Genomic DNA, 26,209 nt, shown 5'->3' with positions numbered 1-26,209 from the left:
GATGGATACGTTAATTTTTGAAGTTGGTACAGCTTTAGTTTTAGTGGCAATTGCAGCAGTAATTGCTGGAAAATTTAAATTCTCAGTAATTCCTTTTCTAATCGTTCTTGGAATGTTAGTAGGACCGCATGCACCGACAATAGGTGTTATCGATCTCAAATTTATTGAAAGTGCAAGTGTAATTTCCTTCCTTGGACGGATTGGGGTTTTATTCCTTCTATTCTATCTAGGATTAGAATTTTCAATGAAAAAACTAATTAAATCTGGACGCTCTATTGCGATTGGCGGAACGATTTATATTTTAATTAACTTTTCACTTGGTTTGTTATACGGATTTATAATGGGATTCCCATTACTAGAAATCTTAATTATTGCGGGTATTATTACGATTTCTTCTAGCGCTATCGTTGCTAAAGTGTTAGTGGACTTAAGAAGAACTGGTAATAATGAAACCGAATTAATTTTAGGAATTATTATGTTTGAAGATATATTCCTTGCTGTATATTTATCAGTTGTTTCTGGTTTAGTACTTGGAGATCACGCTTCCTTCTTAGGTGCTCTTACTTCAATTGGAATTGCTTTAGGATATATGCTTCTATTCTTTATAGTAGCTAGAAAGGCTACGCCGTTATTAAATAAATTGCTCAATATTAGCTCAGATGAAATCTTTATTATTGTAGTATTTGCTTCATTATTCTTCATTGCTGGTTTTTCAGAAACAATTCACGTTGCAGAAGCAATTGGAGCACTTCTTCTAGGATTAGTTTTCTCTGAGACAGAGCATAGTGACCGAATTGAACATCTTGTTGTTCCATTTAGAGACTTTTTCGGAGCTATTTTCTTCTTCAGCTTCGGGTTAAGTATTGATCCGTTCTCATTAGGCGGAGCGATATGGTTAACGTTAGGTGCTGTCCTTCTTACGATAATCGGTAACTTTGTAGCAGGAATGATTGCAGGAAGACAAGCTGGATTATCTCATAAAGCATCAACAAATATCGGATTAACAATCGTTTCAAGAGGAGAGTTCTCCATCATTATGGCTAATATCGGTATCGCCGGTGGTTTAATGTCAGTACTGAAACCATTCTCAGCACTATACGTGCTTATACTATCCATTTTAGGCCCACTTTTGACAAAAGAGTCGAAGAATGTATATAAATTCTTAAATAAAATCTTTAAGTGGGATATGAAGAAGAGCTGAATTTTTTTAAAGCAAAGTACAAGATATTTATGAAAAAGGGAGCTATGTCGACATAGATTCCTTTTTTATTGGTATTTTTTCAAGGATGAAAGAATACGTTTAATATTTACCATATTGTGGCATACATATAGAAAAAGGGTGCTTGGAAAGGGGAATAAAGAGAAATGGAACTCCAGTTTCAAAATGTATATCAACAGGTAGAGAATTGGTATGTGTTGGATTCGGAGCTTCCTTGGGATGTCAAAAAGTTGAGAGAGGATTTGTTTTCTCTTATTGGAGTATGTAAAACGCCCGTTATTTTTTGTGATACGTGTGATGCAAATGATGTGCTTCTATCATTAGGGGAAGAGGAAGAAGAGTTCCTATTCCCAGTAGGTGGTTTTTATCATAAAGAAAAGCAGTTAATTTTCGTTTGTATGTGGGAAGAGTATGATCAAGTTCTCAAAACGCTACTGCATGAATTCCGCCATGCGATGCAGCATGAGAGAGATATATTGTATGTAGGAAGTGAACGGTACGAAGAGCGGTGGATTGAAAAAGATGCGAGGAAGTTCGCGGAGAGGAAATTAGATGAATATAAGAGTAGAAAGTTAATGTAAAGCATAGTGGAGAAATAGCGCTGTGCTTTTTGTACTTATTAAAAATAAGTATTTGACTTTTATTAAGTTTAGTTCTAAACTAATGATATGAAACAAGCGAGGTGATGAAATGAAAACAGAAGATAGACTAGGGCTACTATTATGGTTTCGTTTGTCACGCTTTTATAATAAGAGTATTCGTGAGACGAATCAGCATTTGAAAAAATGGAATATATCTGCCGCCCAGTTTGATGTGTTAGCTCAAGTTGGAGGACATAATCGTTTAACGCAGCAAGAACTTGGAAATAAGCTATTTGTTACGAAAGGAAATATAACGCAGCTTTTAAATAAAATGGAGCAGCTTGAGTGGATTTTGCGTGAACAAGAGGGTACTACGAAATATATTTCTTTAACAGAAAAGGGAAGAGCTTTATATGAGGAAATCGTCCCACCTCAAGAAACGTTCCAAGCAGAGAAGTTTCATAATTTAAACATAGAGGAACAAAAGCAATTATTAACACTACTAAAAAAGTTACAGTAAGAAAAAATTTTAAAATAAATCTCGAATTCGAGATAGTATGAGGTGAAGGATATGTTTAGAAAAGTTGATCATAAAAATATGGGCAGAGCAAATCATGGTTGGTTAAATACACATTTTCATTTTTCTTTTGCCAATTACTATAATCCAAATAACATGAACTTCGGAGCGTTACGTGTTATTAATGATGATCTAGTAGCGGCGCAAACTGGTTTTGATATGCATCCGCACCGTGATATGGAGATTATTTCTTACGTTGTAGATGGTGCTTTAACACATGAAGACAGCATGGGAAATCGTGGAACGATTGAGCGTGGACATGTTCAATATATGAGTGCTGGTACGGGTGTATTTCATAGCGAACATAATTTAGGCGATGAAACGCTGCGTTTATTACAAATTTGGATTTTACCAGACCGTGCAGATCATAAACCAAACTATGGTGAGTTTAAATTTGATTGGAGCAAGCGTGAAAATGAATGGTTCCATATGGTGTCTTCAGTAGAAGGAAATGCACCAATTCAAATTCACCAAGATGCGAATTTATATTCTTTATCATTAGAGGCTGGAAAAGAAATTCATTTTCCAGTGAAAGAAGGCCGTCAATTGTACCTTGTACAAATTGAAGGAAGCAGTGTAATAAATGGTGAAACGTTTGTTATGCGGGATGCAGCAGAATCTGTAGAAGAAGATATTCACATTCAAGCGAAAGAGCAATCACACCATTTAGTAATTGAATTGAAAAAACAATAAAATGCGTAAAAGAAGAGGACATCCGATAGATGTCCTCTTTTTTTGATTGGAATTGTCTGAAAAATGTTTCTCAAATTTTAGGTAGAGGTATCAGCTGGGAAAATAAGAATTGTATAAAAGTGTCAAAAATCTTTATGGGAATGGGGAATGTTATAGTGAAAAAGCAAGTCATTTCATCAGCATTAGCGTTAACTGTTATCGCCGGGGGATTTGGAGCGTTTGGGGCAACGACAACGAAAGCGGAAGAACAAAAAATTCAATATCATCAAGAATTTAAAACACCTGCATACATAGGTGAAGAATGGAAAGCACCGGAAGGACTAGATAAAAAAGAGACAGTCTTTCAATACTTAGAGAGTAAGAAAGATATGTTTAAATTAGCAGGAAATATTGAAAAGCATTTTAATATCGTTGGGGAAGAAAAAGACGCTGAATCTGATACGACACATGTGAAGCTAGTTGAGAAACATAATAACATTCCTGTATACGGTTCTGATCAAACTGTTACACTTGATAAAGAGAATAATGTAAAAGCATTCTTCGGACAAGTTATTCCGAATTTAGATGATAAAAATATTCCTGCAGCTGCAAGCATTACTGCGGAACAAGCAGAAACAATTGCAAAGGCAGATATTGAGAAAGAAATTGGTAAAGTAAAGAGTTATGATGGTGTGAAAAAAGATTTATTTGTATATGAAAAAGACGGTAATTACTACCTTGCATACTTAGTTAAGGCATCGATTTCAAAACCAGCTCCAGGGTATTGGCATTATTTTGTTGATGCAACGAATGGAAATGTTATTGAGAAATATAACGCTGTAGATAACATTACTGGATTTGGTTACGGAGTATTAGGTGCTAGACAATCATTTGAAATTGCTCAAGATACGAAAACAGGACAATTCAACTTGTTTGATGGTAAACGAGGACAAGGTGTTCATACATTTGATGCAGAAAATATGGACGAGAACTGGTTTAATTTATTCTCACAATGGCTTGGATATACAGGAGAAGAAGTTGAAAGTAAATCTAAGTTCTTCGAAGATAAAGCTGCAGTTGATGCGCATGTAAATGCAGGAAAAGTATATGATTACTACAAAAAGACATTTAATCGTAACTCTTTCGATGATAAAGGTGCGAAGCTTATTTCAACTGTTCACGTAGGGGAGAGCTGGAATAACGCAGCTTGGAATGGTGTGCAAATGATGTATGGTGATGGCGATGGAAAAACGTTCATTCCATTATCTGCTGGACTTGATGTTATCGGTCATGAATTAACGCATGCTGTAACTGAACATACAGCAAACCTTGTTTACAAAAATGAGTCAGGGGCGTTAAATGAATCGTTATCTGATATTATGGGTGTTATGGTTGAGAAGAAGAGCTGGGATTTAGGTGCTGATATTTATACACCTGATAAACCTGGTGATGCACTTCGCTCTCTTAAAGACCCAGCGTCTATTCCAAATCCATTAAAACCAAGTGAAGGTTACCCAGATCACTATAGTAAACGTTATACTGGAACAGCTGATAATGGCGGTGTTCATATTAACAGCAGTATTAACAATAAAGCTGCATATTTAGTATCTGAAGGCGGAGATCATTACGGCGTGAAAGTAACTGGTGTGGGCCGTGAAGCGACAGAAAAAATTTACTACCGTGCGCTTACGAAATATTTAACTGCAAACTCTGACTTCAAAATGATGCGTCAAGCTGCTCTTCAGTCAGCTGAAGATTTATATGGTAAAAACTCTAAAGCTGTACAAGCTGTAACGAAAGCTTATGATGCAGTAGGTGTAAAATAATAAGAGAAAAGACCTGACATCCTAGTCAGGTCTTTTCTTTATCCCGCTATCCGCAAATGATGAAATTTCCACTTTATTTAGTCGCGAATACCTAATGCGATTTTCGCCATACGTGACATACGTTCTTTCGACCACGGTGGATTCCAAACGACATTTACTTCTATTTCATTAACTTCAGGTACGTTCGTTGATAATACTTTTTTAACGTCTGATACGATTTGCCCAGCCATTGGACAACCGATAGAAGTCATAGTCATCGTAATGACAGCATTATTATTTTCATCTGCTGTAACATCATACACTAATCCAAGATTAACGATATCAACACCTAGTTCAGGGTCAATAACAGCTTCTAAATTGGCAAATAATTTATTTTCAAATGCTTCTTGTGACATAAGCAGCCCCTCCTATATTATAATGATATCGATTCTCATTATAACGGAAATGAGTATAATGTGCAGGAAATGAGCTCAAAAAAATATCCCTCTTTCAAAGAAGGGATATTTTTTGAACATCTATTCTGTTTTAAAATGAGATACGAGTTGATCTAACTCTTCAACTGTTTGTTTCATTTTTCCAGCAGTTACTGTCATTTCATTCATAACGATAACTTTCTGTTCAGCAGATTGTGCCGTTGCGGCGGTTTCGCTGGATACTTCGGTCGAGATAGAAGCGATGTTATTAAGTGAAGCATTCATTTCTTCAGCACTTGCAGCCATCTCTTCAGCAGTTGCTGATATGTCTTGCATTTGAGTAGAAGCTTGATTTACTTGCTCCAAGATTGTTGTGAAAGAAGAACCTGCTTCACGAATAACGTTAATACCTTCTGATGCTTCAGATCGCCCTTGAGACATCATAGAATTGGCAATTTCTGTATCATTTTGAATTTGATGAAGTAATTGATTAATGTCTGTTGCAGCTGTTTTAGATTGTTCAGCAAGCTTTCGAACTTCGTCAGCTACGACAGCAAATCCTTTTCCTTGTTCACCAGCACGAGCTGCCTCAATAGAAGCATTTAAAGCAAGTAAGTTTGTTTGCTCAGCAATATTAGATATAGATTGTAAAGCTGTATCAATATATTTCGTATGAGTGATTAGACGTTCGACTACTTCTGACGTAGCATTTACAGCTTCGTGAATCGTTGTCATTTGTGTAATAGATTTTTGGATAACGTTATTTCCATCATTCGCATGTTCATAAGTGGCTACAGCCAATTCTGCTACAGAGGACGCAGAATTGGCAATACGTTGAACACTTACTGCCATATCGTCCATTGCAGTTGAACTTTCTTCCATACTAGCAGTTTGAGATTGAATACTTTCATTTAAATTAGACATCGATCGTTGAACTTTTATTGTTGCTTCGCGTGATGTAGTTGTTTTTTCTAGCATATTTTCAGAAGCAGTTTGTACTTCCACTGATGTTTTTTGAACACGATTAATGATATGTTGTAGGTTTTCTAACATTTTATTAAATGATGTTGCGATAGCACCGATTTCATCATTGCTATTTACTTGTAGACGTGCCGTTAAGTCACCTTCTTGAGATGCTAATTCTTTTAGCTTCGTGTCAATTTGTTGAATTGGTTTCACAAGTTTACCAGAGAACCACCATGCAAGAATAATTGCAGCGACAATACAAATAACAAGTGATAAGAAAATAACATATTCGATTAAGAGTGCAGATTGGTCAATTTTTTCAATAGATTGTTCACGTAATTTAGCTTGTTCATTACTGTAATTTGTGAAGTCACCAATTACTTTATAGACAGTTCCGTTCTCTGAAGAAGCTACTTGTAAAGCTTCTTCCCATTTTTGTTCTTTTGCAAGAGTGAATACTTTTTCCTCAACGAACTTTCTCCAAGTAGACCCTAATTCCATTGTGCTTTTTACGGACGAAGAAGCATTTGGATTAGAAAGAAGTTTATCTTTTGAATCCTCAAGACGTTTACTCATTTCATTAAACTTGTCTAATTCGACTTGATCATGTTGTAGTAAATAACCTCTTAAAGCAGAGAGCTGTACTTGATAAGCGTCTCCACGCTCTTTCAATTCTGTTGCCAGTGGAGAAATTTCTTTTTGTAATGTTTCAGCTTTACGAGATTGGTCGATAGCAAAAAATAAAATAAATGCTAAGGCGACACCAAATAAAGCGCAAATCGTTCCCATCATGAACATAAGTTTTTTTCTGATACTTACAAAATTCATATAATTAAAAGCCTCCTTTGTGAAATCTTAGTATTAGAATTAATAAATGTAAAAAATTGAAAGAAAGCTTTACTCCAGTTGGAATAAAGCTTTCTTATTTCCTTTAGGAATTATAGCAGACGGAATGAGAGATAGAAAGAGATATTTTAAAGTGAAAAAAGAGAGACTGTAAAACTTTCATTCCTATACCTTTGAGCTCGTGTCATTTTCACTTTAAGCGTTTGTTTTGAAATGAGAGACGAGAACTTCAAGTTCTTGTACGATTGTTTTCATTTTAGATGATTTTTTAGCCACGATACTCATTTTGTTTACTTGATCACCAGCCGAATGCGCTGTTTGTGATGTTTCTGCAGCAACTTCGTTTGAAATAGAAGCGATATTATTTAAAGCTGCGTTCATTTCTTCAGAGCTTGCAGCCATCTCTTCAGCAGTTGCAGACATTTCTTGCATTTGTGTAGAGATTTTGTTAATGTGGTTAACAATTTCTGAGAATGAAGATCCGGCGGTACGAATAACCGTAATTCCTTCAGAAGCTTCTGCTTGACCTTGTGTCATCATATCATTTGCTATTTTTGTATCAGCTTGAATTTGATGAAGTAAATGGTTAATGTCAGTTGCGGCTAGTTGAGATTGTTCAGCAAGTTTTCGAACTTCATCGGCAACAACAGCGAATCCTTTGCCGTGTTCACCAGCACGAGCTGCTTCAATAGAAGCATTTAAAGCAAGTAAATTTGTTTGGTCGGCGATATTTGAAATAGATTGAAGTGCAGTATCTATATGATTTGTATGTGTAATGAGTCGCTCAACTACTTGTGATGTAGCGTTAACGGCTTCGTTAATTGTATGCATTTGTGTAATAGATTTCTCAATGACTTTATTCCCATTATCTGCTTTTTCTGAAGTTGTGACAGCTAAACTAGTAACAGAAGAGGCGGACTCAGCGATACGCTGAACACTCGTTGCCATGTCATCCATTGCGGTTGAACTTTCTTCAATGCTAGAAACTTGTGAACGAATATTGTGTTCAAGAGCATTCATAGTTTCTTGGGTCCTTGCGGTATTTTCCATAGAAGCGGTTGTTTCAATAAATACATTTTCGGAAGCTTCTTTTACACTTGTTGATGTTTGTTGAACTTGTTTTATTATATGCTGTAAGTTAGTGAGCATTTGATTAAAGGAATTTGCAATGTCACCAATTTCATCTTTACTCGTTACGTGTAATCTAGCCGTTAAATCTCCATCTTGAGAAGCTAATTCTTTTAACTTCTCATCAATTTGTCGAATTGGTTTAACGAGTTTACCAGAGAACCACCATGCTAATAAAATAGACGTTAATGTACATGTAATGAGTGAGAAGAAAATAATATATTGAATAAGTGATGAAGAAGACTCGACATCAGCAATTAATGCGTCACGTTTCTCATTTTCTTCATTTGTATATTTATTAAAACGACCTAAAAGATCATTTACATAATCTGTTTGTGATAAAGCAATTTTGGATGCTTCGTCCCATTTTCCTTCACGCGCAAGAGGGAGTACCTCATTATCTATGACGCTACGCCATTTTCCTCCCATTAAAATGGCTTCTTTCATTCCTTCTGGGAGCTTTTTGTCACTTGTTACTTTCTCTCTAGTATCAGCTAATTTTTTCCCTTCTCGGTTGAACTTATCTAATCCTTTTTGATCATGTGATAGCAAATATTCTTGTAAACCAGCAACTTGTGCTTGGAACCAATCGCCACGTTCTTTTAAAATCGTCGCTCTTTTTGATACATCATTTTTTAACGTTTCGATTTCACTTGCTTGATTCATGGCGAATGAAAGAATAACAATAAGAGCAATGCTAAATAAAGAAGAAATGCTTAAGAGTGTGAACAGTAGTTTTTTTCGAATACTAACATATTTCATCGTTACCCCTACCCTCTTTTAAACTGTTTATTATGATTTATAGATATTTAAAACAAAATTAATAAAAACATTATTATGAAGTTATTAATCTGTTCAATGAAAATTATAGCAGATAATGGAAGGAGTCAGATTAGTATTAGAAAAAGTTCTTAAAATGTATACATTTGCATATCATAAAATTCATAAATAAATATTAGAAATGCTATTGAAATTTGAAATGACATCATGTATACTTCTAATTAGTTGATAACGATTATCAGTATCAACTAAAAACATTACTCTTCGTTATGTTGGTCATACCCCTTTTTGACGACGTAAGTCAGAGACGAAATGTTGAAATATCTTGTGTCCTATTCTACAGAATTATGGTAATCTCCAACCTCAACTTATATGCGTGAGCATGCAAAAAGGATCCTATCCGTGAAGGGATCCTTTTTTGCATGCTGTCGCAATTATTGTATATAGACCAGGGATACGTTCTTCGATTCCTTCTGGTGCAGTAGAAGGAAAGACCCATCTTTGATGAGATCCATGTTCTTCAACTAGTTTTTCGATTTTAAAACGTTCTTCCGCAAGTGTTGTAATGATTTCTCCTAGCGTCCAGCGACGGATGGTTGTTTGAGGTAGCGATTCTTTCTGTGCTTCTGTAAGAAGGATGCTATAAGCAACATCATCTTCAATTAATTCTTCATCGAAATAATTTCCATTGGCCTGAAATGATGGGTGGTCGACTCCTAATAATTTCGTGTAAACAGGATGATAGTCACGAAGGATAAGCATTCCATCTCGCTTAAGTAAAGTAGCAATTTTTTGAAAGAGTGGTTTTAAATCTAGAAAGTAATGGAGTACACCAAGTTCCAGCAATACGATATCAAATGATTCGGAGAGCTGCACATTTAATACATCAGAAACGACATACTGGATAGAGACACCTGCTGCGTCCGCAAGTTCATTTGCATATTTTGCATTACTTGCTGAAATATCAACAACTGTTACGTCAGAGCCTAAAAGAGCGAGAGCAACAGCTTTATTTCCTTTTGAGCCGAGTAAGTTAATAATACGTTTTCCTTTTGGAGATTGTATGTAAGGTAAATAATGTGCTACTTCGCGTGTGGGATCTTCCATAATTTTTTTTGCATAATCCTCTGGCGCCCCATGGCGATTCGTCCAAGCTTCATAAGCAGCTGTATTCCAGCTTTTTTCATTTATAGTGCTTAGTTGTTTTTGGTTCAATGTTATCACTCCTTTTGTGAACGTATAGGTATTCGGCGGGAGGATGGGATTTCCTTTTCGTTCTGGATAAAAGTTTGATTTTTCTGTGATTAAGTCGTACAATACTTGTTATACGTAAAAGCGTTGAAAAGGAAAAGTAGGATGAACACATTCTTTCCAGAGAGCTTCGGTAGCTGAGAAGAAGCAAGAATATTCATTTGAACAATGGCCTTTGAGCTTCGTCCTGAACTTATCAAATGATAATAGTAGGCGGCGACGAGAGTTGGTACTCGTTATCAAAACCACAGTATAAGAGCATATAGCTCCGTACTTGTTAAGGCTAATTATGTGAGTAATTGGCGAAATAAGGTGGTACCGCGACTGTTTATCCAGCCCCGCCCTTATCTTTTTTAAGATAGGGGTGGGGCTTTTTATATTTTAAAGGAGGAATGTAAGATGAGTATTTTTATTGGGGGCGCTTGGCCGTATGCGAATGGTTCATTACATCTTGGCCATATTGCGAGTTTATTACCTGGAGATATTTTAGCACGTTATTACCGGTCAAAAGGTGAGAATGTGTTGTATGTTTCGGGGAGTGATTGTAATGGAACACCGATTGCAATTAGGGCAAAACAAGAAGGTGTGACAGCGAAGGAAATTGCTGATCAGTATCATGAAGAGTTCCAGCGATGTTTTCGTAGCCTTGGTTTTACTTATGATTGCTATACACGTACAGATAGTGAGCACCATCATGAAACGGTTCAAAATGTTTTTTTACGTTTATTAGAAGAAGGACATATTTATAAAAAAATAGTGGAACAAGCGTATTGTGAAACGTGTACGCAGTTTTTACCGGATCGTTATGTAGAAGGAATATGTCCACATTGCCATGAAGCAGCAAGAGGAGATCAATGCGATGCGTGTTCTGCTATTTTAGATCCACTCGATTTGTTAGAAAAGAAATGTAAGTTATGTGGTAGTACACCATCTGTACAGGAAACAGAGCATTTCTATTTCGCATTGCATACATTTCAGGAGCAAATTAAAAGGGCTGTAGAAATTACCAAACGAACAGGGACATGGCGCGACAATGCGATTCAACTAACAGAGAGATATGTAAAGGAAGGATTACTAGATAGGGCCGTATCACGTGATTTACCAATTGGGGTACCAATTCCAGTAGAAGGGTATGAAGATAAGAAAATTTACGTATGGATTGAAGCAGTGACAGGCTATTATTCAGCGAGTAAATATTGGGCTGAAGAAACAGGGAAAGATGATCAAGAGTTTTGGGATAGCGAAGCGAAAACATATTATGTGCACGGAAAGGATAATATTCCGTTTCATTCCGTCATTTGGCCAGCGGTATTACTTGGAATAGGGGAGGAAGCAATCCCGCGTCATATCGTTTCGAATGAATATTTAACAGTTGAAAAAAGAAAATTATCTACAAGTAAAAACTGGGCAGTATGGGTGCCTGACATATTAGAACGCTATGATCCAGATTCTATTCGTTACTTTTTAACCGTCAACGCACCAGAAAATCGCGATACTGATTTTTCATGGCGGGAATTTATTTACAGTCATAATAGTGAATTATTAGGTGCATACGGGAACTTTGTGAACCGGACATTAAAGTTTATCGAAAAATATTATGGTGGTATCGTGCCGAAGCGAAGTATTGAGGTAGAGCTGAAAGATAAAGTAGAAGGATTATATAAACATGTAGGAGAGGCGATTGAGCAAACTAAATTTAAGGTGGCGCTAGAAACAATATTTGATGCAGTACGTTTTGCAAATAAATACTTTGATGAAAAGCAGCCTTGGAAACAAAGAGAAGATGATCCAGTTTCATGTGAAGAAACGATTTATAACTGTGTGTATCTTATCGCTAATTTTGCAAATCTCCTTGAACCGTTTTTACCATTTTCAAGTGAAAGGGTTAGAAACACATTGTCGATTGTGAAACGAAATTGGGAACCGCAAAATACGTTGCCAAGTAGAATTGATAGCGTACAGCCATTATTTGAGCGAATCGATGTAAAACAAATTGAGCATGAGATAGAGAAGCTGTATGGAGCAGTAAAATGAGATAGAGAAAAAGACCTTTCAAGTAAATGAAAGGTCTTTTGTTATGCAGTATGATTCTCTTTCTTATCTTTCAAAAAGAAAAGTACAGCAAGGATTACAAGAATAATAGCTGCAATATCATACGTTATTTTAAATGTAGTATTAAAGTTTAAGTACTCTACGAAAGGAGTTTTCACTGCTCCTGCATATATACAAACGGGAATGAGAAGTAAATCGTAAAATTTCTTTTCTTTCATATATCTTATTAGGAAGAAGATACACATAATAGCAAAAAATACGATGCTTAAAATAGTCATTTATACCTCCAGATAAATTTACTTATTTTAATTGCAGTTATATCTTTTATATAAATTCTGTATTTTTTCAAGCGCTATGCACGCGATTTTGTTTCCTTTCTTTCCTAGCCGTAAGCAGCTGAGGAATGAAGATCCCAACCAATATGAAAATAATTCCAATCCACTGCATGAACGTTACGACTTCATGTACAAGTGTAATAGAAGCAATAATAGCAGTTGGTAATTCAGCTGCACCTAATATCGTACCAAGCCCTGTTCCAACCTTTGGTACACCGATTGAAAAACAAATGACAGGTACAACAACGCCGAATAATCCGAGGAAGAAAGCATATTTCCATAGACCGGCTTGCAAAGCACCGTCTGTTAAAAAGGTTGGCGGAAAGAATAGGCATACGATAAGAGTAGCGCTTGTTGTCATAAGGAAGCTTTTCGTATAAGGCGGAACATCCGTAGCGACGCGCCCGCTTGCAAAAACATAGAATGAAAAAGAGACTGCAGCTAATAGTCCAAAGATAATCCCTTTCGTAGAAAAACTTTGTCCGAGGCCTTCAAATACACCACCTGCAAACAATGTACCAGCAAATAAAATAAGGATAGATATGATCTTATCGCGGCTTGGAAATGTTCGATTTGCAATCGCTTCGATAATGACACCAATCCAAGTGAACTGAAAGAGTAGGACGACAGCGATAGATGCGGGTAGTTCTTCTACAGAAATAGCGTAGAAAATCCCAGTCATACTCATTGTTGTTCCGACGGTTAGTAATGAAAAGAATTGTTTTTTTGTTACTTTATGACGTGAAAAGAAAAGAACGAGTAGAAATAGTCCAATCCATCCGAAGACATATTGTCCTCCTAATAGTTGATGTGCTGAAAATCCATTTATGAATCCGAGTTTGAAAATAGTTGAAAGTATGCCATAGCTGCAAGCACCGAATAAAACGAGCAATGAATATTTAAACTTCTCCATAAAAAATCCTCCTTTTAAGTAATAAAAAACGCCCGCTATCCAAATAAGGATAACGGGCGAACGAAACAGAGTAAGACACTCTACAAAATTCCGCCACTCATACGAAGTATGAATTTGGGGTATGAAATTGTAGTAGGTTTTTACATTGCTTTTGGGAATACAATAGAACATTTTACACCTTGAGGCGTGTTTTGTATCCCATAAGGAAATTGATGTTTATCTAATATTTGTTTCACGATATATAATCCAAGACCACTACCTTGTACTAAACCGTGTTTATCAGGGTTTGCGCGATAGAAAGGCTCAAATAAATGAGCAAGTTTATCTTCATCAATTTGTGAACCTGTATTTAATACTTCTAATGCGTAACCATTTGGTTTTTCATAAAGCTTTATATATACGTGCTGATGGTCAATTGTATAATGAATTGCATTTGAAATAATGTTAAAAATAGCAGTTTGAATAAATTTAGGATCAGCTAAAATTTGTACGTCGTGTTTAATATTAGATTGTACATTTAATTGTTTTACAGATACAAAGTAATCTACTTTCTTCATAACATCCTCAATAATATTAGATAAAGAAATGACTTCTAAATTAGGTTTAAATTGAGGGTTTTGTATTTTGGATAATTCCGACATTTTTTCCGTTAATATGTTAATGTCTTGCATCATCTCGTAGGAACGTTTCAAATACTTATCTCTATCTTTATAAGCTCCAATTCCGTGAATCATGCCATCTAGTTGTCCCATAACGGCTGCGATTGGTGTTTTTAATTCATGGGATACCATAGACATAAATTCTTTACGAGATTGTTCTAATTGTTGTTCCTTCTTGAGCTCATTTCTTAAATCTTGATTGCTTGCATGTAAATTCTTCACAATGTTTGGTACTTGTGAAGCAGCTACTTGCAAATTAAAATCTGTTTGATCTGCATTTTTGTTAAGTAGCTTTTTATCTGAGAAATCAAGATTCATAATATCTTTTAAAGCATCGCTCATATATTGAAAAGGTTTGGCAATTAGTTTTGTATAAATTAAAGATCCGAGTAGTGATAATGCAAGCATTGTCACGCCAATATGTGGAGCTAATTGCTGCAATGCATCTGCTAACTTTGGATTATCATTTGTATCATTTGTTTTACTTGCTGCATTTTGTGTATGTAAGGCATCATTATTAGCGGCTTTCTTTTCTGCTTCTGTAGGCGGATTAGAAGTGCTATTTTTCCCCGAAAGATTTTGTGTATGTTCTTTTGCCTTTGCAGTTTGGCTAGGCTGCAAAAGGTGATTGATAGCTGTAGAAAGAGATTTATAATCTATAATAGAAGATTGGAAATTAGAAATGCTTCCCTCTGACACAGCTTTATTTTGCGTCGTTTTACTTCCGTCGTTTTGCTTATCTGAATTCGCCTGTTCTGTAGTCGGCGTTCCATTTTCTTTCGCAAAACGTTCTTTATCGTAGTTTGAAGCTAGAAAGTAAATAATTTGATAAAGACAAAGTGATAAAAGAATACAAAATAATAAGGTTTTGATGAAAATATTTTTGGTGATGTTGTCTTTGCTACGATTCGATTTTGTAGCCAATGCCTTTCACCGTTTTAATATAAGGAATTCCTAATTTTTTTCTTAAGTTTTTAATATGTGTATCTATAACTCTTACATCACCATAATGTTCATAGCCCCATACCTTATTCAACAAATCACTTCTTGATAATACTTTTCCTCGATTTTGCAGTAAAGTATAAATAATTTCAAATTCTTTTGTTGTCAATTCAATTTGATTACCATGAACATAAGCTGCATATGCTGTAGAGTTTAACATCAATTCATGGAATTGTAGTATAGTTGCAGCTTCTGCTTCCTTCGTTGCTGCCCTTCTTAATACAGCCTCTACACGCTTAATAAATACAGTGTAATGGAACGGTTTCGTAATATAGTCATCAATACCTAACTCAAATCCTTTAATTTCACTTTCTTCATTATGTAAGCCTGTTAACATAATGATTGGTACATCAGATTGTCCTCGCATAATTTTACAAATACTATAGCCATCTATATCTGGTAACATTACATCGAGGAGGACAAGGTCGTATGAATTTTTTTGGAAAAGAAGAATACCTTCTGTTCCAGCACCAACTACATCAACTGTAAAGTTTTGTGCCATTAGAAATTCACGAATAAGTTCTTGTATATCTGGGTTGTCTTCAATCACCAGTATATGCGTCATAGTAACACCTCCTAAATAACGCTTTTTACTGCAATATTCGAATTCATCATTTTTCGAGTGACTCAGATTGTTTATACATATAATAAGCCCCCGCTATAAAATAATCATAAAGGTAGCAAGGGGAATAGTTTAGTGTTACTGAATAGTTCAGAATTACAGTAGTTCTATTATAGTATGTATTATAAAATTTATAAAACATTATAACTGTATAATTTTAATATCTACGTTTATCAATGTTTAAATGTTAGCTAATCAAATCTATTCCTATTATATATGTAAATACAGTTGTTTTGCTACTGTAAATGAATAAATAAAATAAGCCAAGACATAAAATTCTTGGCTACACATAAATCTTGTTTTTAGGCTATTTTACAGTGACAGTAGCTTGCTGCTGAACGCGCTCAAATAACCAGTGTATATCATTGTTATACATACGAATACAACCAAGTGTTGTCCATTTGCCGATTGCTTGATTATTGTTAGTTCCGTGAATCGCATAAGTTGTTCCGTAAGTTCCTGCCATATTTAATCCGAGCCAACGGTCACCAAGTGGATTACGTGGATCGCCGCCTTTAATTTTGCCTGTATAATAAGGGCGATTTTTAATTTTATTTACGATTTGAAAAGTGCCTTTAGGTGTAGGTGTTGCAGCTTTTCCAGTAGCGACAGTAAAACTTTTTATAAATTTTCCATCCTGATAATAATCCATTTTATTTAACTGAGTGTCTACGATTAATTGATCTTTCGTTGTAGCTGCCTCTGCGCTAGCGAATGGAAGAGTTAAAAATCCTAATGATAATAGTGCGCTTAATAATAATTTTTTCATTGTTATTCTCCTTTTACTATCGTAAGAGTCTTACATACAATGAAGTTGTAATCCTCGTAATGCTTTATTTACATTTTCATCTAATGTTTCAAAGAATGTAGTGATTTTGCTGTTGTGTTTGTTGTTGTTATCAATAAGTAATCTTTCATTTAATAAAAGCTCACCACGTAGTCCAAAACTTTGAACTTGAATATTTAGCTCATCTTCATTTTCAGAGATGATTGGTAAGAAATAATGAAAAGCTTTTGTTGGAATGATGTAGCTTTTGCCAATCATGCTTTCTTGATTTGAATTAATCCATTTTTTCGTGACAATTTTAATATTCTTTTTTGAAACGATAAAAGATAGTGTTGTAGATTTTGTTAAACTTACGTCAAATTCACTTGTTTCACATATTTGTAAATTAAAAACGGTTTCATTTTGATGAGATTCAACATTTGTATTAATAAAATCGTGCATTTTATATGCTTCCATTTCGTATTCACCCTTTTTTCAATTTCGAAAAACGACTTATATTTATTCAAATTAATGCTTAGTCATATATTGGTTAAATTTTTCAACAAATTCCGATATAATCTTACAATACGTATATGAAGCTAATATGAAGTTAGCATGAGTTTGTGATGGTTTTTTATTGAGAACAAAATAAGAGAGGTTTTTTAGTGCTAAAAAATGGATAAAATTTGCATGTTATTAATGCGCCTTTTCGCTATTTCGACTTGAAAAATGATTTTTAATATTTAATAAAGAACGAAAATCATTAGTGTGACCCTTACAAAAATGTAATAAAAATGTAAGCTATTGTGATAGTTATTTCGACAATTTTTTTATACAATAATAGTAAGAAGTTGTACGTGATTGAAAGGAGAGATGACATGGAATGGATTCATGAATTATTTCAGCAATACGGGTACTATGTTGTACTTGTCGGCTTGCTGTTAGAATATATTGCACTTCCGTTTCCGGGAGAGCCAACGTTAGCATATGCGGGATTTTTAGCACATAAGGGTGATTTAAGTTTACCGATTTTAATTATTCTATCCTTTATTGGGACAAGTGTAGGAATGACGATTCAATACTTTTTAGGAAATAAATTAGGTATGCCTTTCATTCAAAAGTATGGGAAATACGTATTTTTAACGCAAAGAAAAATTGACTTAACGAGAATGTGGTTTGATAAGTATGGGTACTTCTTAATTTTTATTGGTTTCTTTATTCCTGGTGTACGTCATTTCACAGGATACTTTGCAGGAATTATTAATTTACCATTTCGTCGTTTTGCCATTACAATTTATTCAGGTGCTCTATTTTGGGTATCATTCTTCTTAATCGGTGGTTACTGGTTAGGTGGAAACTTACATGATATCTTTGGAGTGCTAGAAGGTCATATCGGTAAAATCATTTTTGGAGTTATTGTGATTGTAGCGGTTACGTTAGGTATTCGTTTCCGTAAGCAGTTAAAACGAGTATTACTACAAAACGCAAGTTAATATGAAATCCATTCTATGTCAGAATTTAGGAAGTCAGTGCAAAAGCACTGACTTTTTTATTTTCAAGACTATGTTTAATGCGCATTTTACATTCTTTATAGGAATTTGATACAGGATAAGAAATAAGTATCTTGTCAATTATTATAGTCGTAATGACAATTATAATTGACAAAGATAAGGATATTATTTACAATTTTAATTAAATAAATGAAAAAGAGGGAAGACATGAAGCTTCAAAATCGAGTGAGGGAATTGCGAGCAAAGCATCGTTTATCACAAGGGGATTTAGGGAAAGCGATTGGATCATCACGGCAAACGATTAGTTTAATTGAGCGCGGGGATTATGCACCATCTATCGTATTGTCGTTAAAAATCGCACAAATTTTCAATGTACCGGTGGAGGAAATATTTACGTTAGTAGAGGGGGAAGAGGACGATGAAGAGTAAACGAAAAAAACAATTTGATTCTGTGGGGAAAATAGCATTAAGTATGATGGGTGGCTTTTTAACGTCTTATATAGCTTTAAATTTACTCTCGGATGAACCGAAAAAATTATCATCCAATACATTTATAGGTATATGTACTATTTTTGGAATTTTAATGATGTACTATACTTGGAAGAATACACGTATGTTAGCAGAGGCACGCGATGAAGAAGAGAGCGTACAAGGCAGAAAATTAGGCATTATAAGTATATATTTACGTGTAGGCGATATAGTTACGCAGGCATGGTTTGTATATGCAGTTATTACATGTAGACGTGCACTGTTGCAGGATACAAATGTTTCATTTGCGGTGTGGAATTTAGTAGCTTCTATTGTTTGTTTAACTACTGTAGTAATTATCGGACTTATAACAAAAAATCGTTATAATAAGCTATATCCTGAACAAGGTGTAACGTATATGGAATCTATGAAAATGTGGACGAAAAACGCAGATGAAGGATTAAAGCACATTGTGCATGAGGCTGGATATAAAGCGTATGAATTTACGAATACAATATTGGCATATGTATGGTGGGCTGCCGTTATATATACAGCTGCTAGTGATATCGATTTTGTATTAATTGGCTTAATCTCATTTATTTGGATATTGCATCTCGGGAAGTTCATGTACGAAATGCAAAGAAAAATGATTTATTAAGGGGAGAAAAAGGTGGATATTTTAAGAAGGCCAGCTGGCTCAATGACAGTGGCGCTAATTCTGTCCATTTTATACGGAGTAATCCGAACTGGGAAATTAGAAGTAATTTTGAACTTATGGGCAATAGTTGGAATTTCATTGTTAGTGTTAGCCATTCATGAGCTAGGACATGTAGTATTTGGTGTAATAGGTGGTTTGACATTTAAATTTATGACAGTAGGACCCATTACTATTCAAAAAGAAAAGGGAAAATTACGCATTCGAGAAAATAAATTGTGGGCGTACTTTGGAGGCGTTGCAACACTAGTTCCACCTTCTATAGAGACACCGAATCTTTCGAAAAAGTGGGCGTGGCTCACTTTAGGTGGACCGATTACGAGTTTACTATTTGGTATTACTTCCGGTTACATATATATGGTGAGTTATTATCAATATCTTTTATATTTTTCCTTTTTCCATTTTGCAATCTTTGCGGTTACAATTGTGCCGATAAAAGGAATGCTTATGAGTGATGGGATGCAATTTCTTATTTTAATTAAAGATGATGAAAGAGCTAGAAATCACTTATATGAGATTCAAATATCGAGTGAGTTATTTAGTTATAAAAGACCGAAAGATTGGGATGAAAGGTTAGTAGAATTGAGTGAGGAGAAAATAAAAGAGAATAAAGGGATAAGAGAGATAATGAGTAGACTTATGCTCGTCTTTTTTGCTCGTGCAGATCAAGAGGGAATGGAAAGAGCGATACCGTATATAGAACGAATTGTTCAACTACCTGTAACGAAAGAAAATAAGTTTTTCGTTAGTAGTTTTCATAGTTGGTACCTTTTATATAAAGCCCTTTATCAGATGGATAGTCTTTCTTTGCAAGAAGCAAAGGAACATGCAAAGGCTATTACAAAAATGGACCTAAGTGGATATTACCGTACACAAGGGATTATTAAATATGTAGAGGGCGATATGGAAGCGTCCCGTACTTATATGAAGAAAGCCGATCAAGAGTTAAAGAGCGCCGAGAAGAGTGAGGTGGGATATTTACAATTAGAAAGAGAATGGTTTAAGCAGCTGAAAGAGAGGGTATCTTACGATGGGTGAGGTATCCTCTTTTTTATATGTCATCTTATGCCGTTCCATAAACAGCCTAGGGCGAGTAAAATGAGATAAGAAGAGCAAAGCTTGGAGGAAGTAAATATGGAAATCTTATCAATTATTTTGATAGTCTTGCTCATTTATGTTGTTTTTAAAGTGGCATATGTAGCATTAAAGATACTCGCGATCCTATTAATTATCTTTTTAATCGTAGAGTTCGGCAGTAAGTTGCTTGGGGGATAGGGTATGTTGTGCGTTTTGAGTGTCGAAGGATGTCGGTAAATCGATATCCTACGTCGAATCGTTGATATAATGAAAAAATCGTTGATATAAGTGGAGAAACAATCGATATATTTGAAAAATCGTTGATATATTTTAGTGAATACGAAGTGGGGTATATGGAAAAGAAGTTGCCGTGAGGGTAACTTCTTTTTATCGTGATGCGGGGATATGCAAACCAACATAAAAAAGCTGGAAGAGTATCTTCCAGCTTAAGAGTTACTTTCGATTTGGCGACCGCTATCTTCTTCATTGTCTTGTAATAGGTTGAATACGTCTGCTAAGCAGAATGCAATGAACCAAGTCCATAGACCGTGGAAGAAAGCTGAGCTTAATTGAAGTGGTAATGTATAGTTTGTCATTGAGTAGGAAATACATCCACCAACGATTCCGATCATTGTTAATAACATTGTTTTTTGAGCGTTTTCTTCTGGATTGAAGAGGAAGTAAATGTATCCGCCTAAAATTGAAGCGCTTACAAGTGTTTCGATTCCATTAAAAATGATATTCTCTCCAAGCTGTGTGTTTGTCCAGAAGCAGATTGTTCCGCCGATAATAGCAAACAGGACAGCTATTGTATATCGTATATATTGATTCATATGTTCATCTCCTTATGTAATAAGATGATTTGGAAGTCAAAAAGGTAGGTATAGTATATTGAAGTGAGTTTTAATTGTACGTATCTTTTTATAAAAAGATCATTGAAGAGTAACTAAGATGATCGGTTGTTTAAACCGTTACGTGTATGGTGTCTGAAATATACCCGACTGCTCGTTTCTTTTTGCTTGTAAAATAAGAGAAACTTCCAAGTCTATATACTCTTTTTTTGTGAGTCTGCTTTCATTATAACACATTTAGGGACATAATAATAGAATTATCTGATTTTGTAATAAGTGTGAAAAATAAAAAGCGCAAGGAAATACCATTAACGGTGCAGTTTAGTGGAAGAAGGATTTTAATTTATTATGATGAAATATGTAATCAAGGTGAGATCTAAGAATGAGGCTTAAATACTATAAAAAATGTTTTATAGCATGAATGTAAGGGAGGAGAGCTAACTTGGAGTTCACAACAGAAAGATTAATAATTAGACCTTTTAAGAGTACTGATTTACAGGATGTATTTGCTATTTATAATAGTGATGATACATGTAAGTTCCTATTACATAACAAGTGGACTCATGAAGACATGCAGAAAAGATTTAATAAGAAGCTAGCAAATCATGTACTTACTAAAGAATCAATATTAAGTTTGGCAGTTATATACAAAACTAAAGTAGTTGGTGATTTATCCGTATGGTACACAAATATGAAAGACACTGTTGAGATTGGTTATAGTTTTTCAAATGAAGTAGCTGGGAGAGGTTTGGCGACAGAAGCAGTAAGTAGTTTGGTATTGAAATTATTTAATGAATGTAATGTACATCGTATACAGGCTAATCTTGATGCACGTAATACAGCTTCACAAAAATTGTGTGAACGAATAGGTATGAGAAAGGAAGCCCATTTCATACAAGATTTTTGGAATAAAGATGAATGGACAGATAGTATTGTATATGGAATGCTATCCTCCGATTTGTAGTAATAAACTTAGTGATTTTATTATGCTAAAAGGTACGTTAGTTGAATAACAAAGGGCATAACATATTATATATGACTAATATGTTATGCCCTTTAATTTATTAACCTTTTTATATGCGTTTGAAACGGCCGACAATTTCAACTGTTTCAGTAATGTTCATAAATGCTTTGTTATCCACTTGACGGATAATACGTTTCATTTCGCCTAACTCATAGCGAGTCACGACAGTGTAAATCATTTTTTTCTTATGGTTTGTATAGCCGCCGACAGCGTCTACCATTGTCACCCCGCGTATGCCGTGATGTAGTAGTGCGCTTTTTATTTCCTCGCCTTTTTCTGTAATAGTCATTATCGTTAATTTAATATGTTTCGTATGCACAGCGTCGATAACTTTGCTGACTACAAATCGACTAATTAACGTATAAAGTGTAATATCCCATCCGAAAATAAAACCTGCTGCTACAAGTAAGATTAAGTTGAATACAAATATGATTGCTCCAATTGAAACATCTCGATATTTAGCTACAATCAATCCAACAACATCAAAACCACCTGTTGAAGAAGCAAATCGGAATATAATTCCTGAAGCTGCTCCGCAGATAACACCACCGAATACAGAAGAAAGTAAAATATCGTCTGAAACTTGGTGTACCGGGATAATGTTCATCGCTAACGATGACACAGCTACAAAGTAAGCTGTTAAAAAGGTTGTCTTCTTGCCTAAGTAAAAGTGACTTAAAATAAGAAGAGGAATGTTTAGTAAAAAGATAAGTGCACCGATATTGTAGTGCATTAAATAACCGATAATCATCCCTACACCAGCGAATCCACCGCTAATCATATTATGCGGGATAAAAAACATATTCATAGAAATTGCATACAAAATAGAAGCTATAAAAATAACAACCAACTGTATCATAAATTCTAAGTGAAATGTTTTAGCTGCTGGGAAGGATAAAAAGGCGGTGTCGGGAACGTAATCGGCGTCTCCTAGTTGACCCATAGTATGTTTCATCTCCATATTCATTTTTGATTACAAGAAGAGAATAAAGGTTTTTTCAAAAACTGGCAATAGTTTTATTATAATGCAAAAATTTTATAAATTTCTAATAAATCAAGCCTATTCATTGATGTGTGTGAATATGCTAAAGAAAGCGAATACAACGTTTCTTAATTATTGTTTTCTTGAGAAAATATGCAAAATACTTTTTTTGAAAATAAAAGGAAATAGAGAATATTTGCCCGATGTGCTAAAATGACCTTATTAAGGATGTGAAGCGATGGAATTTTTATTGCAGGATGCAATTCTATATATATCGTTTGTAACGACGGCACTTTGTTTATTAGAAGTTTTCTTCCTTGCTAATGTTTCTCGCTTTGTGCGTCAACAAGCATCAAGCGGTAGACAAAGAGCTTTTGCGTTAGTTGATACATGTGAAGATAGTGCAGGAAATGTACCGCTATTTTCTATTTTTTATAAATATGGAATGATTCGTTCTGTACGCAGACAAGAATCAAGTGAAGAGAATGACGAGGTCGGTCCGTATACGCCAATGTTTCGCTAAATAATTACGAAACATTGGAGGAATGAACATGTTAAAATCATACCGAGCTGTGCTCGTTAGTTTATCATTATTACTTGTTTTTGTTTTATCTGGTTGCAGTAATACAGCCCCAATTGATGCACATAGTACGGGGATTTGGGATCATTATTTTGTATATCCAATCTCGTTTATGATTCAATTTGTTGCTCATCACATACCTGGAGCTAGCTTCGGGATTGCTATCATTATTATGACGCTCGTTATTCGTTCAGCCATGATTCCATTAGCTGTTTCGCAATATCGTAGCCAAGCGAAAATGAAGAAAATGCAACCTGAATTGCAGAAGCTAAAGAAGAAATACGGTGATGTAAGCAAAGACCTTGAAAAACAAAAGCAGTATCAAAAAGAAATGTCAGAACTAATGAAATCAGGCGGTTGGAATCCACTTGCTGGTTGCTGGCCATTATTAATACAAATGCCGATTTTCTCTGCTTTGTATTATGCGATTAGCAGAACAGAAGAGATTCGCACATCTTCGTTTTTATGGGTGAACTTAGGACATGCAGATCCATATCATATATTACCGATTATTGCAGCGTTAACGACATTTATTCAGATGAAAGTTTTCCAATCGAATATCACACCTGGAGAACAAGTACAGATGCTAAAGATGCAGCAAATTATGATGCCGGCAATGATTCTATTTATGGGGTTTGCGGCGCCATCAGGACTTGTATTGTACTGGATAACAGGTAACTTATTTACAATGACACAAACAATTGTATTAAGAAAAATAATGGAACGTGAAGAATTACAATTACAAAAAGCATAGAGAAACACCGCTCATTACGAGCGGTGTTTTTTTGTTAAATCGTTAAGGAAATGTTAAGAAACCGACATTACTATAGGCATTGTATACGAAAGTGTACATGCATTAGAAATATGAAGGAGGAAATTTCCTATGAAGAAGAAAACAGTTGGTTATTTAGCGATTGCAGGTGCTTTATCATTCGGAATCATTGGAGGAGTCGGCATTCCGGCATTCGCGGCAACGAATACTCCAGCAGTGGATCAGCCTGCAAAAACGGCGAAAAAGGATTTGGATGACGCTACAAAACAAAAAGTAAAAACAATTATGGACGATACAAAGAAACAGTTAGAGGAACTAGGTGTAAAGCTTCCAGAGAAAGAGAAGCGTAAAGACATGTTTGCAGGATTAGATGAACAGGCGAAAGAAAAAGCGAAGTCCATTTTAGAGCAAGAGAAGTCTGGTAAATTAACACGAGAACAAGCAAAAGAAGAATTAACAAAATTAGGCGTGAAGTTCCCGGAAAAGGGTAAGCACAAAGAAATGTTTGCGGGATTAGATGAACAGGCGAAAGAAAAAGCGAAGTCCATTTTAGAGCAAGAGAAATCTGGAAAATTAACGCATGAGCAAGCAAAAGAGGAATTAACAAAGCTAGGCGTGAAAATGCCGGAGAAAGGTAAACATGGAGACATGTTTGCTAACTTAGATGAACAGACAAAAGAGAAAGTGAAGTCAATTTTAGAGCAAAAGAAATCCGGAAAATTAACGCATGAGCAAGCAAAAGAAGAATTAACAAAATTAGGTGTGAAACTTCCAGAGAAAGAGAAGCATGAAGACATCTTTGCTGGATTAGATGAAGCAACAAAAGCAAAAGCAAAAGCGATTTTAGACAACGAAAAGAAACAATTAGAGGCATTGAATGTTGATTTACCGCACCATAAGTTTTTTATGAAAAAAGAAGATAAATAATTGATTTATGTATCTTTCGTGTGGGCAACCGGAAGGTACGTGCGAGGACCGATTTCTGTCAGCAGAAATCGGTCCCTTTTAATGATTCAATAAAATTCTTTTCATTGTTAGTATGTATCCGAAGATGCAGTAGAAGATTGCAAAACCGATAAACACTTCCGTATATTGATATTTACCCAATACGTAGAAGGAAACAGCTGGTATAATAGCTACCGCTAAAATGCTATAACCAGGATACTTGTGCCGATGCATGATAGCGAATAGAATAGAGAGAAACGTAGCAATGATACAAAAGACAGCAATCATTATTAGTACACCTCCTAAATGGATTATACCATTTTTAGGGAATTAGAGAAGTTTTGTATGTTCTGTTATAATATAAGAAGAGAAATATTTCCTATGTTATATAAAAAAATATATTGATTTTTTCTAACAATTCAATATAATGAACAATAACTACAAAATTCGACATCAAGAAGTGATGATGAGGACATGATCAATTTTTTACGATTTTCAGAGAGGGAAGCCTTTGGCTGTGAGCTTCCTAATACGGAAAAATGGATTACCACCTCTGAACTGCAGCAGTGAACGAGCATCTAGTAATTGCTTGCCGGCAAAAACCGTTATTTAGACTTGAGAAATTGGTGAAGTGTGTTACTTTACGAATTGAAACAAGGGTGGAACCACGAATACA

At 35.0% G+C, this 26,209-nt stretch carries 28 protein-coding genes and 2 other annotated features (1 of these 30 only partly in view); of the genes, 15 read left to right on the top strand and 13 right to left on the bottom strand.

From position 1 onward, the window contains the following. The first annotated feature begins 1 nt into the window (after position 1). From MR136_RS08500 to nprB, 5 genes are all read left to right on the top strand, one after another. Positions 2 to 1,201 carry a cation:proton antiporter gene (locus tag MR136_RS08500; RefSeq protein WP_000380222.1) on the top strand — a complete coding sequence of 400 codons (1,200 nt, stop codon included), beginning with the start codon at positions 2 to 4 and terminating at the stop codon, positions 1,199 to 1,201. A gap of 164 nt (positions 1,202 to 1,365) precedes the next feature. After that, a complete protein-coding gene (locus tag MR136_RS08495) occupies positions 1,366 to 1,800 on the top strand; it encodes a DUF3920 family protein (protein WP_224201263.1) in 435 nt (144 codons plus the stop codon). Positions 1,801 to 1,909: 109 nt separating this feature from the next. Continuing rightward, entirely contained in the window at positions 1,910 to 2,320 is a 411-nt protein-coding gene (locus MR136_RS08490) for a MarR family winged helix-turn-helix transcriptional regulator (protein ID WP_098606782.1), read from the top strand. Between the two features lie 51 nt (positions 2,321 to 2,371). Further along, complete coding sequence (locus MR136_RS08485) at positions 2,372 to 3,070, top strand: pirin family protein (RefSeq protein ID WP_017674535.1); 699 nt, start codon at positions 2,372 to 2,374, stop codon at positions 3,068 to 3,070. A gap of 155 nt (positions 3,071 to 3,225) precedes the next feature. After that, positions 3,226 to 4,875 (top strand): neutral protease NprB, encoded by a 1,650-nt coding sequence (gene nprB / locus MR136_RS08480; protein WP_000745123.1) that lies wholly within the window; start codon positions 3,226 to 3,228, stop codon positions 4,873 to 4,875. 77 nt (positions 4,876 to 4,952) lie between these two features. On the opposite strand, the gene MR136_RS08475 is transcribed toward nprB, so the two are convergent. The 4 genes from MR136_RS08475 to MR136_RS08460 all read right to left on the bottom strand — a co-directional run bounded on the left by MR136_RS08475 (position 4,953) and on the right by MR136_RS08460 (position 10,223). Next, on the bottom strand, positions 4,953 to 5,270 hold the full coding sequence (locus MR136_RS08475) for a metal-sulfur cluster assembly factor (RefSeq protein ID WP_000076418.1): 318 nt from the start codon (positions 5,268 to 5,270) through the stop codon (positions 4,953 to 4,955). A gap of 120 nt (positions 5,271 to 5,390) precedes the next feature. After that, positions 5,391 to 7,082 carry a methyl-accepting chemotaxis protein gene (locus tag MR136_RS08470; protein ID WP_017674533.1) on the bottom strand — a complete coding sequence of 564 codons (1,692 nt, stop codon included), beginning with the start codon at positions 7,080 to 7,082 and terminating at the stop codon, positions 5,391 to 5,393. A gap of 213 nt (positions 7,083 to 7,295) precedes the next feature. Then, positions 7,296 to 8,990, bottom strand: a complete 1,695-nt coding sequence (locus MR136_RS08465) for a methyl-accepting chemotaxis protein (protein WP_017674532.1) — start codon at positions 8,988 to 8,990, stop codon at positions 7,296 to 7,298. A gap of 414 nt (positions 8,991 to 9,404) precedes the next feature. Continuing rightward, entirely contained in the window at positions 9,405 to 10,223 is an 819-nt protein-coding gene (locus MR136_RS08460; RefSeq protein WP_001072261.1) for a class I SAM-dependent methyltransferase, read from the bottom strand. A gap of 114 nt (positions 10,224 to 10,337) precedes the next feature. Beyond that, positions 10,338 to 10,608 (top strand) — a binding site (T-box leader). Between the two features lie 50 nt (positions 10,609 to 10,658). Here MR136_RS08460 and metG point away from each other — a divergent pair. Then, positions 10,659 to 12,293 (top strand): methionine--tRNA ligase, encoded by a 1,635-nt coding sequence (gene metG / locus MR136_RS08455; RefSeq protein WP_061457848.1) that lies wholly within the window; start codon positions 10,659 to 10,661, stop codon positions 12,291 to 12,293. Positions 12,294 to 12,334: 41 nt separating this feature from the next. On the opposite strand, the gene MR136_RS08450 is transcribed toward metG, so the two are convergent. The 6 genes from MR136_RS08450 to MR136_RS08425 form a co-directional block, all read right to left on the bottom strand. Further along, entirely contained in the window at positions 12,335 to 12,589 is a 255-nt protein-coding gene (locus MR136_RS08450; protein ID WP_000154129.1) for a hypothetical protein, read from the bottom strand. A gap of 67 nt (positions 12,590 to 12,656) precedes the next feature. Further along, the gene (locus MR136_RS08445) at positions 12,657 to 13,559 is read right to left on the bottom strand and encodes an EamA family transporter (RefSeq protein WP_000410481.1); all 903 of its coding nucleotides are present in this window, start codon (positions 13,557 to 13,559) and stop codon (positions 12,657 to 12,659) included. Positions 13,560 to 13,699: 140 nt separating this feature from the next. Further along, positions 13,700 to 15,142, bottom strand: coding sequence for a sensor histidine kinase (locus MR136_RS08440; protein WP_017674531.1), 1,443 nt, complete (start codon positions 15,140 to 15,142; stop codon positions 13,700 to 13,702). After that, a complete protein-coding gene (locus MR136_RS08435; RefSeq protein WP_000148833.1) occupies positions 15,120 to 15,785 on the bottom strand; it encodes a response regulator transcription factor in 666 nt (221 codons plus the stop codon). Before MR136_RS08435 ends, MR136_RS08440 begins: the two co-directional genes overlap by 23 nt. 364 nt (positions 15,786 to 16,149) lie before the next feature. Then, positions 16,150 to 16,611, bottom strand: coding sequence for a L,D-transpeptidase (locus tag MR136_RS08430; protein ID WP_000735058.1), 462 nt, complete (start codon positions 16,609 to 16,611; stop codon positions 16,150 to 16,152). Between the two features lie 30 nt (positions 16,612 to 16,641). Continuing rightward, on the bottom strand, positions 16,642 to 17,085 hold the full coding sequence (locus MR136_RS08425) for a DUF3978 family protein (RefSeq protein WP_000388769.1): 444 nt from the start codon (positions 17,083 to 17,085) through the stop codon (positions 16,642 to 16,644). A gap of 401 nt (positions 17,086 to 17,486) precedes the next feature. Between MR136_RS08425 and MR136_RS08420 the strand changes: the two genes are divergently transcribed. The 5 genes from MR136_RS08420 (at position 17,487) to MR136_RS08400 (ending at position 20,577) form a co-directional block, all read left to right on the top strand. Further along, positions 17,487 to 18,101 (top strand): DedA family protein, encoded by a 615-nt coding sequence (locus MR136_RS08420; RefSeq protein WP_000454754.1) that lies wholly within the window; start codon positions 17,487 to 17,489, stop codon positions 18,099 to 18,101. Positions 18,102 to 18,326: 225 nt separating this feature from the next. Then, positions 18,327 to 18,548, top strand: a complete 222-nt coding sequence (locus MR136_RS08415) for a helix-turn-helix transcriptional regulator (protein WP_000776168.1) — start codon at positions 18,327 to 18,329, stop codon at positions 18,546 to 18,548. Beyond that, complete coding sequence (locus tag MR136_RS08410) at positions 18,538 to 19,245, top strand: DUF3169 family protein (protein WP_017674530.1); 708 nt, start codon at positions 18,538 to 18,540, stop codon at positions 19,243 to 19,245. The genes MR136_RS08415 and MR136_RS08410 overlap by 11 nt, the downstream gene beginning before the upstream one ends. A gap of 42 nt (positions 19,246 to 19,287) precedes the next feature. Further along, positions 19,288 to 20,340: a zinc metalloprotease gene (locus tag MR136_RS08405; protein ID WP_242259369.1), complete on the top strand. Its 1,053-nt coding sequence runs from the start codon at positions 19,288 to 19,290 to the stop codon at positions 20,338 to 20,340. Positions 20,341 to 20,436: 96 nt separating this feature from the next. Then, on the top strand, positions 20,437 to 20,577 hold the full coding sequence (locus MR136_RS08400; RefSeq protein ID WP_000404758.1) for a DUF3985 family protein: 141 nt from the start codon (positions 20,437 to 20,439) through the stop codon (positions 20,575 to 20,577). Between the two features lie 248 nt (positions 20,578 to 20,825). Here MR136_RS08400 and MR136_RS08395 read toward each other — a convergent pair whose 3' ends face one another. After that, positions 20,826 to 21,212: a DUF3938 domain-containing protein gene (locus tag MR136_RS08395; RefSeq protein ID WP_001077773.1), complete on the bottom strand. Its 387-nt coding sequence runs from the start codon at positions 21,210 to 21,212 to the stop codon at positions 20,826 to 20,828. 460 nt (positions 21,213 to 21,672) lie between these two features. On the opposite strand from MR136_RS08395, the gene MR136_RS08390 reads away from it, so the two are divergent. Continuing rightward, complete coding sequence (locus MR136_RS08390; protein ID WP_017674527.1) at positions 21,673 to 22,194, top strand: GNAT family N-acetyltransferase; 522 nt, start codon at positions 21,673 to 21,675, stop codon at positions 22,192 to 22,194. Positions 22,195 to 22,303: 109 nt separating this feature from the next. On the opposite strand, the gene MR136_RS08385 is transcribed toward MR136_RS08390, so the two are convergent. Then, complete coding sequence (locus MR136_RS08385; protein WP_000530044.1) at positions 22,304 to 23,197, bottom strand: YitT family protein; 894 nt, start codon at positions 23,195 to 23,197, stop codon at positions 22,304 to 22,306. 277 nt (positions 23,198 to 23,474) lie between these two features. Here MR136_RS08385 and MR136_RS08380 point away from each other — a divergent pair, with 277 nt between their 5' ends. The 3 genes from MR136_RS08380 to MR136_RS08370 all read left to right on the top strand — a co-directional run bounded on the left by MR136_RS08380 (position 23,475) and on the right by MR136_RS08370 (position 25,515). Further along, on the top strand, positions 23,475 to 23,759 hold the full coding sequence (locus tag MR136_RS08380; RefSeq protein WP_000394930.1) for a hypothetical protein: 285 nt from the start codon (positions 23,475 to 23,477) through the stop codon (positions 23,757 to 23,759). 28 nt (positions 23,760 to 23,787) lie between these two features. Continuing rightward, positions 23,788 to 24,570 (top strand): membrane protein insertase YidC, encoded by a 783-nt coding sequence (yidC, locus tag MR136_RS08375; protein WP_017674525.1) that lies wholly within the window; start codon positions 23,788 to 23,790, stop codon positions 24,568 to 24,570. Between the two features lie 129 nt (positions 24,571 to 24,699). Further along, entirely contained in the window at positions 24,700 to 25,515 is an 816-nt protein-coding gene (locus MR136_RS08370) for a hypothetical protein (RefSeq protein WP_000730851.1), read from the top strand. A gap of 78 nt (positions 25,516 to 25,593) precedes the next feature. On the opposite strand, the gene MR136_RS08365 is transcribed toward MR136_RS08370, so the two are convergent. After that, positions 25,594 to 25,821 carry a hypothetical protein gene (locus MR136_RS08365; RefSeq protein WP_000562231.1) on the bottom strand — a complete coding sequence of 76 codons (228 nt, stop codon included), beginning with the start codon at positions 25,819 to 25,821 and terminating at the stop codon, positions 25,594 to 25,596. Positions 25,822 to 25,987: 166 nt separating this feature from the next. Then, positions 25,988 to 26,209: a binding site (T-box leader), on the top strand; it runs 15 nt beyond the window's last position.

The sequence above is a fragment of the Bacillus cereus group sp. BfR-BA-01311 genome (genome assembly GCF_022664295.1).
Classification (GTDB): Bacteria; Bacillota; Bacilli; order Bacillales; family Bacillaceae_G; genus Bacillus_A; species Bacillus_A cereus.
Note: the sequence above shows the minus strand (reverse complement) of the source record. Positions and strands in the feature narration are given on the sequence as shown.